We start from the raw sequence: 13,637 nt of genomic DNA on the forward strand, positions 1-13,637 counted from the left end.
CATGCCCTTGAATGAAATCCTGATTCACTCTGCGCTGGCCTTTGTCCTTCTCGCAGGCATCACCGGCCTGCTGGTCGGCAGTTTCCTCAATGTCGTGATCTGGCGCCTGCCGAAAATGCTCGAGCGCGACTGGCGTGAGCAGGCCCATGACATTCTCGGGCTGCCAGGCGAAACGCCGCTGCCGACCTACAACCTGTTGCTGCCCCACTCCCAGTGCCCGCACTGCGGTCACCGAATCCGCGCCTGGGAAAACATCCCGCTGCTCAGTTATGTGTTTTTGCGCGGCCGCTGTTCAGCCTGTGCGGCAGCGATCAGCCCGCGCTATCCGTTGACCGAACTGGCCTGCGGGCTGTTGTCGGCGTTTGTTGCCTGGCACTTCGGCTTCGGTTGGCCGGCCGCCCTGATGCTGGTCCTGAGCTGGGGTTTGCTGGCGATGAGCCTGATCGACGCCGAACATCAGATATTGCCGGACGTACTGGTGCTGCCGTTGATTTGGCTGGGGTTGATCGTCAACAGTTTCGGCCTGTTCGTGTCGTTGCACGAGGCGCTTTGGGGGGCGATCGCCGGTTACAGCCTGCTGTGGTCGGTGTTCTGGCTGTTCAAGCTGATCACGGGCAAGGACGGCATGGGCTACGGTGATTTCAAGCTGCTGGCGATGCTGGGCGCCTGGGGTGGCTGGCAGATTTTGCCGTTGACCATCCTGCTGTCCTCGCTGGTGGGTGCCATTATCGGGCTGATGCTGCTGCGCTGGCGCAATGCAAAAACCTCGACGCCAATCCCTTTCGGTCCCTATCTGGCCATTGCCGGCTGGATTGCGTTGCTCTGGGGTGGTCAAATAACCGACCTCTATTGGCAGTTTGTCGGTTTGAAATGAATAGCCCTGTGGAAAAACCCTGGATTCTCGGCCTGACCGGCGGCATCGGCAGCGGCAAAAGTGCGGCCGCCCAACACTTCATCGATCTGGGCGTGCATGTGGTCGACGCCGATCATGCCGCTCGCTGGGTAGTTGAACCCGGCCGCCCGGCACTGGCGCAAATCGCCGGGCACTTCGGCCCCGGCGTGTTGCAGACCGACGGGCAACTGGACCGCGCCGCGCTTCGCAAATTAATCTTCGAGGTGCCTGAAGAACGCCTTTGGCTGGAAGCCCTCCTGCATCCGCTGATCGGCGAGGAGATCGCTCACCACCTGGCGCTGGCAAAATCGCCTTATGCGATTCTGGTTTCGCCGCTGCTGATCGAGTCCGGGCAATACGCCATCACCCAACGGGTGCTGGTGATCGATGCCCCCGAACAATTGCAGATCGAACGCACCCTGCAACGTGACCAGACCAGCGAACAGCAAGTCCAGGCGATCCTCAAGGCCCAGTCCAGCCGCCAGGATCGCGTGAGCCATGCCGACGACGTCGTGGTCAATGACCGCGACCTTGCCTGGCTGCACAGCGAGGTCGAACGCCTGCATCACTTTTATCTTTCTTTGCGTGGAGGCCAGTCATGAGCCAACCAACAACCGTCGAATGCCCAACCTGTGGCGCCCCCGTGGAATGGACCGCCGAAAGCAAATTCCGGCCATTTTGCTCCGACCGCTGCAAACTGATCGACCTGGGTGCCTGGGCGTCCGAAGAACACAAGATTCCAGTGGCTCCCGATGCCGAGGACGAGATGTTCAGCGGCGACTTCGATCCGCGCCACTGATCCGTCAAGTGGGCGATTCCAGGTTTTGATGTGGATCAGGACTTGGGATCGTCGTCCTTCCAGGGAGCCGAGAGATAGCGTGTGCGGTTGAACGTCTCAAGCCACTCCGGACAAAACACCACCAGCGCACTGATGATCATGCCGTTGATAAACGCTTCGGGAAAGATGATCAGCCACAGATATCCGACAAAATCCTCAAGCCAGTACGGCATCTCGAAACGCTCATCGAACCACAGCAACCACAGCGCCAATAGCAGGCACAGCAATGCCGACAGCGCGGCGGCAAAGAATCCGGAAACGAAGATATACACGAAGGGATTTCGCGGCTGCGCACGCTCCACCAGAATGGCGCAGCACTCGGTGACCAGCACCGGTAGCGCAATCAACAGCGCGCCATTGACCCCGACCGCCGCCAGGTCCTGTCGGCCGAGCAACACCAGCCCCATTTGTGCAACCAACCCGCCGACCAGCGCCAGTGGCCAGTCCAGCAGTAGCGTCACCGCTGTCATGCCGATGAAGTGGTAAGACACGCCGGTATCAAAGTCGCGCCGCACCAGCCACAACAGAAACAGCGCAAACACCGTTCCAAACAGCAGATGCTGACGACGGCTGTCGGTGAACAGTTCGACCCACGGCGCGCGACAGATCGCCCAGATCAACGCCGGCACATAGATCAGCCAGCCGACCGCAAGGGTTTGCGATGACAGCAACTCTGCACCGATCATAGCTACGTGCGCCTCCCAGGCGAAGAACAACAGACCCTCAGTCTACACCGCCGCTTGTCTGCCCTTCGACTTCAAGCCCAATGCCGCGAATCGTTCATCACCGCGTCATGTTCGGCGAACAGCTTCGGTAGCTCAGACTTGAGAAAGTCCACCCAGGTGCGGACCTTGGCATCGAGAAAGCGTCGCGAAGGATACAGCGCATAAACATTGCGTTCGCGCAGACGCCATGCAGGTAACACGCGCAGCAAAGTGCCGTCGCTCAAGGGCCGCGTCGCGGTGTAGAACGGTAGCAGGCTGATGCCCATGCCCGCCTCCGAAGCCTTGACCATCGACTCGGCAACATTGCACTGAAAGGTCTTGGCCGGGCTGACGGCGTGCTCGCCGTGCTCGTCCTGGAACAGCCATTGATCGCTGTACAACGGGTCGAGCATGCGCAGGCATTGATGATCGCCCAGCGCCAGCGGCTGCTGCGGCACGCCCCGGCGGTGCAGATAGTCCGGGGAGGCACAGGGCACGCTGTAGATTTGCCCGACGGCCTGCGCAACCATTTGCGAGTCGGCCAGTTCGGGAGCGATCGAAATCACCACATCGTGCCCCTCCTCCAGCGGATCGGGATTGCGCTGCGATAAGGTCAGCTCGAACACCACATCGGGATAAAGCCCGCTGTAGCGGGCGATCAACGGCGTGAGCAACACACCCAGGCCGTTCATGCTGTGCACCCGCAGGCGTCCGGCCGGATTGATATGAGCGCCCCTGGCCTCGGCCGTCGCCTCATCCATGGCTTCGACGATTTGCCGGCTGCGCAGCAGGAAGCGCTCGCCGGCGTCGGTCAGGCTCAAGCGCCGCGTGGTGCGTTGCAGCAGTCGCGCCTGTACATGTTCCTCCAGATCCGCCACCAATCGGGATACCTGCGCGGTCGACAGATCCAGCGCATCGGCAGCCCCGGTGAAACTGGCGCAGTCCACCACCCGGATGAACACGCGCAAGTTGTTAAGCACATCCATAAGCCCCCCTCGGGCGATGACTGTTACGCTTTATGTAAGGCTGCATTCGCCGTTCGCCCCTTTATCCGTCGGTGGCAAAGACTAAAATTCAGACATCAGAACCGACACGGAGCACGCCAACATGAAAACGTTGATCAGCCTGTTGCTGACCGTCATCGCCACCTCGGCCATGGCAGCCGACAACGAACCCCTCGCGGTCCTGTACAACCCGGCGCAGCCACTGGACATCGCCAGCGTGGTTTCTGTGTCGAACACCGCGACCGCGTGCGGGGTTGTACCGGCGACCATGGTGTATGTCGATCATCAGGGCCAGACCCAACGCGTGACCTACAACGTCATCGGTGATTGCACCAGCAACCTGTGATCAATGGCTCATAGCAAGGTCCACGTGTAGCTGAGGATCAAGCGGTTCTCGTCGATATCACTGCGGTAGTTTGAACGCGCCATCGCGTTGCGCACACGGATGCCAAGGCCTTTGAGACTGCCGCTCTGCAACACATAGCCGATATCCAGGTCACGCTCGCGATCCTTGCCTTCAAAACCCTTGCCAGTATCGACATTGTTGCCGCTGATGTAGCGCACGGTACTGGTCAGCCCCGGTACGCCGAGCGCCGCGAAGTCGTAGTCGTAGCGCGCCTGCCAGGAACGTTCATCGGTAAAGGCGAACTCATAGGTCGGCACTTCGTTGCCTAGCGGTGAGATGTTGGCAAACACCCGTGGGAACGCACTGTCACCAAACATGCCCTGATAGCCGACGTAAAACGTATGGCCGCCACGCTTGGCCGACAGCAACGAGAAGAACGCCTGGTTGTCGATGTTGCCCAGCAGTTTCTTGCCGTCCTCGCGCGAATCGTAGTAACCGAGGTTGGCGCCGAGGATCCAGTCGCCCACCGGCTCACTGTGCTTTAAACCCAGAAAACGCTGGTTGTAGATATCTTCCAGTTGCCCGTACCAGGCGCTGACCGAGCTGCGCTTGTCGTTGAAGACATAATCAGCGCCAGCAAAATTGAAACCGTCACTGCTGACCTGACGCTGCGGCACATGACCCAACATCGCTTGCATCTTTTCGTCGCCAGCCTCGTTGCGCAGGCTGGTTGAACTCAAGTGACCACCCTGCAGCGTCAGGCCATTGATCTCGTTGGAGGTGATGCTTGCGCCCTGATAACTCGGTGGCAGCAGGCGAATATCGCTGAATGCCAACACCGGCAGATTGGGTTGCAACTCACCGACTTTCAGCTCGGTTTTGGAGTAGCGCATCTTCAACGCGCCTTCCAGGCGGCTGTAGTTGTCCGCCGCGCGGCCGTCGCCCTGCACCGGCAGCAAACCGGTATTGGTCCGGTCCGGGGCGCTGTCGAGCTTGAGGCCGAGCAAGCCGATGACGTCCACCCCAAACCCGACGGTGCCCTGGGTGTATCCGGACTTCACGTTGAGGATGAAACCCTGGGCCCACTCTTCAGCCTTCGATTGCTGGTTGGCGCCGACGATGTCGGAATAGTCGCGGCTGAAGTAGTAATTGCGCGCCTGCAACGTCGCGGTGGTGTCTTCGATAAAGCCTTTTTCAGCGGCCATCGCACCTGTGGAAAAACTCGAGACGACAGCCAGGGACAACGCAGAACCGGTTGTTGGGAGAATCTGTTTCATCGTTTTTCTCTTATTGTTATTGATCGACTGGTTGAAGGACTTCAGTTGCAGTGGATTTGTGACGGGGGACGGAACGACGGGCGCTCAACAGCACATGGGTGACCATGCCGAAAATCAGCCCCCAGAACGCCGCGGACAAACCGAACAACGACATGCCCGAAGCCGTGACCAGAAAGGTCACCAGCGCGGCTTCACGATCGCTCGGCACCGCCATCGCTCCCGTCAACGCTCCGGCAATGGCGGCGAACAAGGCCAGCCCGGCCAGCGCCGCGATCAACTCTTTGGGGAACGCTGAAAACAGCGAGACCAGCGTGGCGCCGAAGACCCCCAGCAGCAGGTAGCACAGCCCACCGACCACCCCGGCCACGTAGCGTTTGTGAGGATCTTCGTGGGATTCGCGACCGGTGCAGATCGCTGCGGTGATCGCTGCCAGATTCAGTCCATGGCAACCAAAGGGCGCCAGCAGTGCCGTGCCCAGCGCGCTACTGGCGATGATCGGGCTCGCCGGCGTTGGATATCCACTGGCGCGCAGCACTGCCATGCCGGGCACGAACTGACCGGTCAGCGCCACCATCACCAGCGGCAAGGCGATGTTCAGGATCGCGCCCAGACTGAGCTCGGGCGTGATCCACACCGGCGTGGCCAGGCCAATCACCAATGCTTCACGGTGCAAATCGCCAGTGAACGCGGCAATCGAACAGCCCACCAGCAGCACCATCATCACTGCATAACGCGGCATCACACGCTTGCAGATCAGGTAGCAGGCAAACATCGCCAGGACCAGCAACGGCTTGTGCTGCATCGACACGAACAAGCCGGTGCCGAAACTGAACAGGATCCCCGCCAGCATCGCCGCCGCGATGGCGGCGGGCAGCTTGCTGATGATCCGGTCGAAAGCCCCCGAGATGCCGACCACGAAAATGATCAGGCTGCTGACCAGATAAGCCCCCACCGCCTCTGCCATAGAGATGTCCGGCAACAGCGCCACCAGCAACGCCGAGCCCGGCGCCGACCAGGCGATGATCACCGGAACGCGGTAGCGCAGGCTCAAACCGATACCGAGCACGGCGCTGCCAATGGAGATCGCCCAGATCCAGGACGACAACACTTCCCGCGAAAGATGTGCCGCTTCTGCCACCTGAAAGATGATCACCAACGGGCCGGCATAGGAAATCACCGTGGCAATCAATCCAGCCACGGCGGCTGACAACGAGAAGTCCTGGAAAAACCCTTTCATGATTCAGGCACCGGTCGCTGACAACGCTGGGTTGACGCCAGCAGCTCTGCGTCGGCTGCTGATGGCGAACACGGTCATGGCCAGGGCCGCCACCGCACCGGGCAAGGCAAACGCCATGAAGTTCAGTTGCAGGGGCAAGCTGATCCCGAGCAAGGCACCACCCAGCAGCGGACCGACGATGGCCCCGTTGCGCCCAATGCCCGACGCCCAGCCCAGGCCGGTAGAACGAATCGTCATGGAATAAAACTGCGCGGCGCAGGCGTACAAAAGAATCTGCGAGCCAATGGTGGTGGCACCCGCAATAGCGATCAGCAGGTACAACACCGGCATCGGGCTGTTGAAGCCCAACAGAGTGATCGACACCGCCGCCATGGCGAAAAACACCGACAGCACCCGCGGCAGATTCAGTTTGTCGCCCAGCACCCCGCCACCGACCGCGCCGAAGATCGCCCCGAAGTTCAACACCAGCAGGAACGACAGGCTCGAACCCAGGCTGTAACCGGCGTTGGCCATCAGTTTCGGCAGCCAGGAACTCAGCGCGTACACCATCAACAGACAGCAGAAAAACGCCAGCCACAACATCAGCGTGCGCAGCGCACGGCCTTCACGGAACAACTGCAACACCGGGGTGCCCGTGCCCTTCACTTCAGCCATGTGCAATTGATCAGACGTTTGCGCGACGTAAGCCGGATCAATCCGCTCAAGAATATTGCGCGCCTCTTCATTACGCCCCTGACGCAACATGAAGCCCACCGATTCGGGCAGGAAATACATGATCAGCGGCAACAACAGCAACGGCAGGACCGCCACGTAAAACACCGACTGCCAGCCGAAACTCGGGATCAGCACAATCCCCAGTCCGGCGGACAGCATGCCGCCCACCGAGTAACCGCTGAACATGATCGCGACCAGAGTGCTGCGGATTTTTTTCGGTGCGTACTCGTTCATCAATGCCACGACGTTAGGCATCACGCCGCCAATGCCGAGCCCGGCAATGAAGCGACAGAGGCCGAACTCGGTGGGGGTTCGGACGAAACCATTGAGCACGGTGAAGCCACTGAAGAGCATCACGCAGATCGTGATGGCTTTCTTGCGGCCAATCCTGTCCGACAGCGGACCGAAGAACAGCGCGCCGAACATCATGCCGAACAGTGCATAACTGCCCAGTGCACCGGCTTGCAGAGGACTGAGCCCCCACTCTTTCATCAGCATCGGCAAGACCACGCCGTAGATCACCAGATCGTAACCGTCGAAGATGATGATCAGGGCACACCAGAACAGCACCATCCAGTGAAAGCGGTTGAAACGAGCGTTGTCGATAACCTCATGTACGTCGATCTTGCGCATGGCATATATCTCTTGTTGTTGTTTTTTTAGAGCGTCGGTAACACGGCTTACGTCCGTACAGCCGAGGGTAGAGCCGCCCGATACGTGGCAATAGCCAGTGAGCGCAGATCACTATCCATTTTGTGCAGGGCCCTGAAACGGGCATGGGAACGGAAGGCATTGAGCCTCTCCGACAAATTGTCTTCTTTGCGATCACATTTGAACGCTAAGCTTGGGCCTATGGATGACTCAGATTATTTACGCCTGCTGACCATCGCGGCTGAGCAGGCCAACGCGTTCCTGTCCAATGCCCGCAAATGGGAGCGTGAGCGTTGGGTCTGCCAGCGCCTGCTGCAAGGCTTGAACATTCCCTATCGTGCCGATGAATTCGCCCCCGCTGGCGAGCCGCCGGATGTGTTGTTTCGCGATGCCAGTTTCGAGGTGTTCTTCGTGCTCGACGAGGGCCGGCGACTCAACGATGAATGGCGCGACGAACTGCAACGCCGACGCAGCGCGTTTTCCCTGAGCCAACTGGTGCGCCGTGAGGCCAAGCCACGACGTATCCCCGCCAACGAGTTCTTGCTGCGATTGGCGCCGACCTTGCGCAAAAAAGCGCACAACTACAAAGAACGCGGCATGGATCTGGGTGAGCTGGATATCATTGCCTTCGCCAGCCTCAAACGCGAAGTGCTGGACCTCAACAGCCATTTCCCGCCGCCGACCGAATACCTGCGCCAGGGCTGGCGTTCGCTGTCATTGGTTGGGCCGACATTCGCCCGCGTGCTGTTCGCTCACCCGGATGCGCCGGACTTCTTGCGCAGCAACCTGGGGCGCAGCATTGTGTTCGACGTCGGGATCAGCCTGTGAGCCTCGAGCCTTTCCCCGGTCAGCAGCTAAGCTCCGTTCACAGCTGAATAATTTCCCTGTAGCTTCTACACATTCAGCAACGTCTACCCCTGACGAGGCCCGATATGACCAGCCGCCTGAACCCCGACGACCAAAAGCATGTCGAAGAGTACCTGCAGTTGTCCCAGCACCAAGTCGAGCGCCGGCCTTTCCGGCCGTGGATGCTCCTTGTACTGGTCTTGGCAGTGACCATTGGTCTGGGCTTGTTGAGCCGACTTATAAGTTACCTGACGCTATGAGCTGCCGAGGGTCTGTTGACGTTTGATGACGAACCGTCATCAAACGTCAACAGACCCTCATGCTCGCTTGGGTAACCGTACCGATTTCTTTTAGCCTTGCGAGTTATCCCCATGTCCCATCGTATTGTTATTGTCGGCGGCGGCGCCGGCGGTCTGGAGTTGGCTACCCGTCTGGGTAAGACTCTGGGCAAGCGCGGCACAGCCAGCGTGATGCTGGTCGACGCGAACCTGACCCACATCTGGAAACCGTTGTTGCACGAAGTGGCGGCCGGTTCCCTGAACTCTTCCGAAGATGAACTCAACTATGTCGCCCAGGCCAAATGGAACCACTTCGAGTTCCAGCTGGGGCGCATGAGCGGGCTTGATCGCGCGAAGAAAAAAATCCAGCTGGCCGCCACCTATGACGAAGCCGGTGTGGAGCTGGTGCCGGCCCGTGAAGTGCCTTACGACTCACTGGTGATCTCCGTCGGCAGCACCACCAACGATTTCGGCACCCAGGGCGCGGCGCAACACTGCCTGTTCCTCGACACCCGCAAACAGGCCGAGCGATTCCACCAGCAATTGCTCAATCACTATTTGCGCGCTCACGCCGGTCAGACCGACACGATCGAGCAAATCAGCGTGGCCATCGTCGGCGCCGGTGCCACCGGGGTCGAGCTGGCTGCCGAACTGCACAACGCCGCCCACGAACTGGCAGCCTATGGCCTGGACCGGATCAAACCGGAAAACATGCACATCACCCTGATCGAAGCCGGTCCACGGGTGCTGCCGGCGCTGCCAGAGCGAATTGGCGGACCTGTGCATAAAACCCTGGAGAAACTCGGGGTCAACGTCATGACCAATGCTGCGGTCAGCGAAGTGACGGCCGACAGCCTGATCACCGCCGACGGCAAAGTGATCAACGCCAGCCTGAAAGTCTGGGCGGCGGGGATTCGCGCACCGGGTTTCCTCAAGGACATCGATGGCCTGGAAACCAACCGCATCAATCAGCTGCAAGTGCTGCCGACCCTGCAAACCACCCGTGACGAGAACATCTTCGCCTTCGGTGACTGCGCCGCCTGTCCGCAACCGGGCAGCGACCGTAATGTGCCGCCACGTGCCCAGGCCGCTCACCAACAGGCTTCGTTGCTGGCAAAATCGCTGAAACTGCGCATCGAAGGCAAGGCGCTGCCGGAGTACAAGTACACCGACTACGGCTCGCTGATCTCGCTGTCGCGTTTTTCGGCTGTGGGCAACCTGATGGGCAACCTCACCGGCAGCGTGATGCTCGAAGGCTGGCTGGCGCGGATGTTCTACGTGTCGCTGTACCGCATGCACCAGATGGCGTTGTACGGGCCGTTCCGCACGGCGATGCTGATGCTGGGCAGCAAGATCGGGCGCGGCACCGAGCCACGCTTGAAGCTGCACTGATATAAAACTGTGGGAGCGAGCCTGCTCGCGAAGAGGTCGAGCCAGCCAGCATCAATGTTGACTGGCACACCGCTTTCGCGAGCAGGCTCGCTCCCACATTAGTTTTTGCGATGTCCTGAGTTTCTCGCAGGCAAAAAAAATCCCCGTATCTTTCGATACGAGGATTTTTAATATGGTCGGGGTAAGGGGATTCGAACTCCTGACATCCTGCTCCCAAAGCAGGCGCGCTACCGGACTGCGCTATACCCCGGTAAAAAAAAGGCACCTCTGCAAGGCGCCTTCTTCGATCAGCGCTTTTGGCCTCTGATCTTAAGATTCGATTCCAGCGCTAACTGGTTTCAAAAATGGTGGGTCGTGTGGGATTCGAACCTACGACCAATTGGTTAAAAGCCAACTGCTCTACCAACTGAGCTAACGACCCAAAAATGGTCGGGGTAAGGGGATTCGAACTCCTGACATCCTGCTCCCAAAGCAGGCGCGCTACCGGACTGCGCTATACCCCGGTTTGAAATTGGCTCCGTGACCAGGACTCGAACCTGGGACCCAATGATTAACAGTCATTTGCTCTACCGACTGAGCTATCACGGAACTACACATTTCAATTTACAACTTTGAAGCTTTACTGCGTTCTCTTCGACCCGTTCGCATCGCTGCGTTCGTGTGTCTGAGGCGCGCTATTCTACAATCTTCAGAACCTCTGTCAACCCCCTAAATTGCTTTCAAGTTAATGATTTGCAACTTATTTTGGATTCCTGCTTGGGGAGCGGAAACCCTGGCGGGTGACTTACTGCGGGGCGCACTTTACAAGCCTTTTCCTTTGAGTTCAACAGCCTAACGAAAAAAAGGCCTCGCAATGCGAGGCCTTTTCGATTTTGCTGCCGTTTTGGATCAGACGAAGACGATTTCGTCGTTTTCCACCACACCGTGAGCGGTATCGCCCGGCATGAATCGACCGGACAGGATCAGCTGCGCCAGCGGGTTCTCGATCCAGCGCTGAATAGCGCGCTTGAGCGGCCGTGCGCCATACACCGGGTCGTAACCGACCGCGATCAACTTGTCCATGGCTTCCGGGCTGAGCTCAAGCTTCAGCTCGCGCTCGGTCAGACGGCTGCGCAGACGACCCAACTGGATCTCGGTAATGCCGGCGATCTGATCCCGCGCCAATGGCTCGAAGATCACCACTTCGTCGACCCGGTTGATGAACTCCGGCCGGAAGTGGCTGGAAATCGCATCCATCACCGCTGCACGCTGCGCCTCACGATCGCCGACCAGCTCCTGGATCTGCACCGACCCCAGGTTGGAGGTCATGACAATCACGGTGTTCTTGAAGTCCACCGTGCGGCCATGGCTGTCGGTCAAACGACCATCCTCGAGCACTTGCAGCAAGATGTTGAACACATCCGGGTGCGCCTTCTCGACTTCGTCCATGAGGATCACCGAATACGGCTTGCGACGTACGGCCTCGGTCAGGTAACCGCCCTCTTCATACCCCACGTAGCCCGGTGGCGCACCGATCAAGCGAGCCACGGAATGTTTCTCCATGAACTCGGACATGTCGATCCGCACCATCGCCTCTTCAGTATCAAAGAGGAACTCGGCCAGCGCCTTGCACAGCTCGGTTTTACCGACACCGGTCGGGCCGAGGAACATGAACGAGCCGCTAGGGCGATTCGGGTCGGACAACCCGGCGCGGGAACGCCGCACCGCGTTGGAAACCGCAACCACCGCTTCGTCCTGGCCGATCACACGCTGGTGCAACAGGCTTTCCATCTTCATCAGTTTTTCGCGCTCGCCTTCGAGCATTTTCGACACCGGAATACCGGTCCACTTCGAAACGACTTCGGCGATCTCTTCTTCAGTTACCTTGCTGCGCAGCAACTGGTTTTCGGCTTTGCCGTGCTGATCGACCATTTGCAGGCTGCGTTCCAGGTCCGGGATCACCCCGTACTGCAACTCCGCCATGCGGTTCAGGTCGCCTTTACGGCGGGCTGCTTCCAGTTCCTGACGGGACTGCTCGATTTTCTGCTGGATCTGCGCCGAACCCTGGACTTCGGCTTTTTCCGAGTTCCAGATTTCTTCGAGATCCGAGTATTCACGCTCATGCCGAGCGATTTCTTCCTGCAATTTCTCCAGACGCTTCTTCGCCGCGTCGTCGCTTTCCTTCTTCAGCGCCTGGGATTCCACCTTCAGCTGAATCAGACGGCGCTCCAGACGGTCCAGCACTTCCGGCTTGGAGTCGATCTCCATGCGGATGCGGCTGGCGGCTTCATCGATCAGGTCGATGGCCTTGTCCGGCAGCTGCCTGTCAGTGATGTAGCGATGGCTGAGCTTGGCCGCGGCAATGATCGCGCCGTCGGTGATCGCCACCTTGTGGTGAACCTCGTAGCGCTCTTTGAGGCCACGCAGGATGGCGATGGTGTCCTCTTCGCTCGGCTCATCCACCAGCACTTTCTGGAAGCGTCGCTCGAGGGCCGCATCCTTCTCTATATATTGGCGGTACTCGTTGAGCGTGGTCGCACCGACACAGTGCAGCTCACCGCGGGCCAGGGCCGGCTTGAGCATGTTGCCCGCATCCATCGAGCCTTCGCCCTTACCGGCGCCGACCATGGTGTGCAGTTCGTCGATGAACAGGATGATCTGCCCTTCCTGCTTCGACAGTTCATTGAGCAGGGATTTCAGGCGCTCTTCGAACTCACCTCGATACTTGGCACCGGCGATCAGCGCCCCCATGTCCAGGGACAACAGGCGCTTGCCCTTGAGGCCATCCGGCACTTCACCATTGATGATGCGCTGGGCCAGGCCTTCGGCGATGGCGGTTTTACCCACGCCAGGCTCACCGATCAGCACCGGGTTGTTCTTGGTCCGACGTTGCAGCACCTGGATTGTCCGGCGAATTTCATCGTCACGGCCGATTACCGGATCAAGCTTGCCGTCTTCGGCGCGTTTGGTCAGGTCGACGGTGTATTTATCCAGCGCCTGTCGCGCTTCTTCGTGGTTAGGGTCGTTGACGGCCTCGCCACCGCGCAGGTTGTTGATCGCATTTTCCAGGGCTTTCTTGCTCACGCCCTGGCCGAGCAACAGCTTGCCGAGCTTACTGTTCTCGTCCATGGCGGCAAGCAGCACCAGCTCGCTGGAGATGAACTGGTCGCCCTTCTGCTGGGCCAGACGGTCAGCCTGGTTGAGCAGGCGCGCCAGATCCTGCGACATGTTCACGTCGCCGGTCGGGTTCTGGATTTTCGGTAGCTGGTCGAGCTCTTTGGTCAGCTCTTTACGCAGGCTGTTGACGTCGAAGCCCACCTGCATCAGCAAGGGCTTGATCGAGCCACCCTGCTGTTCTAGCAAGGCTTGCATCAAGTGCGCCGGCTCGATGGCCGGATGATCGTGACCGACAGCCAGGGATTGGGCATCGGACAACGCTAACTGCAATTTGCTGGTTAAACGGTCTATACGCATGGGTC

13 protein-coding genes and 4 tRNA genes are annotated in these 13,637 nt (G+C 59.4%); 7 read left to right on the forward strand and 10 right to left on the reverse strand.

What is annotated here, in order from left to right; all coding sequences use genetic code 11:
• Position 1: 1 nt before the first annotated feature.
• From AC3ITY_RS28305 to yacG, 3 genes are read left to right on the forward strand one after another with little or no spacing between them, the layout of a single operon-like run.
• Entirely contained in the window at positions 2-874 is an 873-nt protein-coding gene (locus tag AC3ITY_RS28305) for a prepilin peptidase (RefSeq protein WP_489306233.1), read from the forward strand.
• Positions 871-1,494: a dephospho-CoA kinase gene (gene coaE / locus AC3ITY_RS28310; protein ID WP_489306234.1), complete on the forward strand. Its 624-nt coding sequence runs from the start codon at positions 871-873 to the stop codon at positions 1,492-1,494. Before AC3ITY_RS28305 ends, coaE begins: the two co-directional genes overlap by 4 nt.
• Positions 1,491-1,691: a DNA gyrase inhibitor YacG gene (gene yacG, locus AC3ITY_RS28315; RefSeq protein ID WP_007970539.1), complete on the forward strand. Its 201-nt coding sequence runs from the start codon at positions 1,491-1,493 to the stop codon at positions 1,689-1,691. The genes coaE and yacG overlap by 4 nt, the downstream gene beginning before the upstream one ends.
• A 35-nt stretch (positions 1,692-1,726) precedes the next feature.
• On the opposite strand, the gene AC3ITY_RS28320 is transcribed toward yacG, so the two are convergent.
• Positions 1,727-2,416, reverse strand: a complete 690-nt coding sequence (locus AC3ITY_RS28320) for an energy-coupling factor ABC transporter permease (protein WP_489306235.1) — start codon at positions 2,414-2,416, stop codon at positions 1,727-1,729.
• A 71-nt stretch (positions 2,417-2,487) separates the two neighbouring features.
• On the reverse strand, positions 2,488-3,420 hold the full coding sequence (locus AC3ITY_RS28325; RefSeq protein ID WP_489306237.1) for a LysR family transcriptional regulator: 933 nt from the start codon (positions 3,418-3,420) through the stop codon (positions 2,488-2,490).
• A gap of 121 nt (positions 3,421-3,541) precedes the next feature.
• Here AC3ITY_RS28325 and AC3ITY_RS28330 point away from each other — a divergent pair, with 121 nt between their 5' ends.
• The gene (locus AC3ITY_RS28330; RefSeq protein ID WP_489306239.1) at positions 3,542-3,784 is read left to right on the forward strand and encodes a DUF2790 domain-containing protein; all 243 of its coding nucleotides are present in this window, start codon (positions 3,542-3,544) and stop codon (positions 3,782-3,784) included.
• A gap of 8 nt (positions 3,785-3,792) precedes the next feature.
• Here AC3ITY_RS28330 and AC3ITY_RS28335 read toward each other — a convergent pair whose 3' ends face one another.
• From AC3ITY_RS28335 to AC3ITY_RS28345, 3 genes are read right to left on the reverse strand one after another with little or no spacing between them, the layout of a single operon-like run.
• Entirely contained in the window at positions 3,793-5,061 is a 1,269-nt protein-coding gene (locus AC3ITY_RS28335; RefSeq protein ID WP_223454832.1) for an OprD family porin, read from the reverse strand.
• 16 nt (positions 5,062-5,077) lie between these two features.
• A complete protein-coding gene (locus tag AC3ITY_RS28340) occupies positions 5,078-6,298 on the reverse strand; it encodes a benzoate/H(+) symporter BenE family transporter (protein ID WP_489306241.1) in 1,221 nt (406 codons plus the stop codon).
• A gap of 3 nt (positions 6,299-6,301) precedes the next feature.
• On the reverse strand, positions 6,302-7,645 hold the full coding sequence (locus AC3ITY_RS28345) for an MFS transporter (RefSeq protein ID WP_489306243.1): 1,344 nt from the start codon (positions 7,643-7,645) through the stop codon (positions 6,302-6,304).
• A 219-nt stretch (positions 7,646-7,864) separates the two neighbouring features.
• Here AC3ITY_RS28345 and AC3ITY_RS28350 point away from each other — a divergent pair, with 219 nt between their 5' ends.
• The 3 genes from AC3ITY_RS28350 (at position 7,865) to AC3ITY_RS28360 (ending at position 10,179) form a co-directional block, all read left to right on the forward strand.
• On the forward strand, positions 7,865-8,491 hold the full coding sequence (locus tag AC3ITY_RS28350; RefSeq protein ID WP_007970534.1) for a DUF1780 domain-containing protein: 627 nt from the start codon (positions 7,865-7,867) through the stop codon (positions 8,489-8,491).
• A gap of 104 nt (positions 8,492-8,595) precedes the next feature.
• On the forward strand, positions 8,596-8,769 hold the full coding sequence (locus tag AC3ITY_RS28355) for a DUF3094 domain-containing protein (RefSeq protein WP_007970531.1): 174 nt from the start codon (positions 8,596-8,598) through the stop codon (positions 8,767-8,769).
• A 111-nt stretch (positions 8,770-8,880) separates the two neighbouring features.
• Complete coding sequence (locus AC3ITY_RS28360) at positions 8,881-10,179, forward strand: NAD(P)/FAD-dependent oxidoreductase (RefSeq protein ID WP_223454827.1); 1,299 nt, start codon at positions 8,881-8,883, stop codon at positions 10,177-10,179.
• A 173-nt stretch (positions 10,180-10,352) separates the two neighbouring features.
• On the opposite strand, the gene AC3ITY_RS28365 is transcribed toward AC3ITY_RS28360, so the two are convergent.
• From AC3ITY_RS28365 to clpB, 5 genes are all read right to left on the reverse strand, one after another.
• Positions 10,353-10,429: transfer RNA gene (locus AC3ITY_RS28365), tRNA-Pro, on the reverse strand.
• Between the two features lie 95 nt (positions 10,430-10,524).
• Positions 10,525-10,600 (reverse strand) — tRNA-Lys (locus AC3ITY_RS28370).
• 5 nt (positions 10,601-10,605) lie between these two features.
• A tRNA-Pro gene (locus tag AC3ITY_RS28375) sits at positions 10,606-10,682 on the reverse strand.
• Positions 10,683-10,691: 9 nt separating this feature from the next.
• Positions 10,692-10,767 (reverse strand) — tRNA-Asn (locus AC3ITY_RS28380).
• Positions 10,768-11,067: 300 nt separating this feature from the next.
• Positions 11,068-13,632, reverse strand: a complete 2,565-nt coding sequence (clpB, locus tag AC3ITY_RS28385; protein WP_150754962.1) for an ATP-dependent chaperone ClpB — start codon at positions 13,630-13,632, stop codon at positions 11,068-11,070.
• Positions 13,633-13,637 lie beyond the last annotated feature (5 nt).

This window comes from Pseudomonas sp. GL_091, assembly GCF_057837725.1.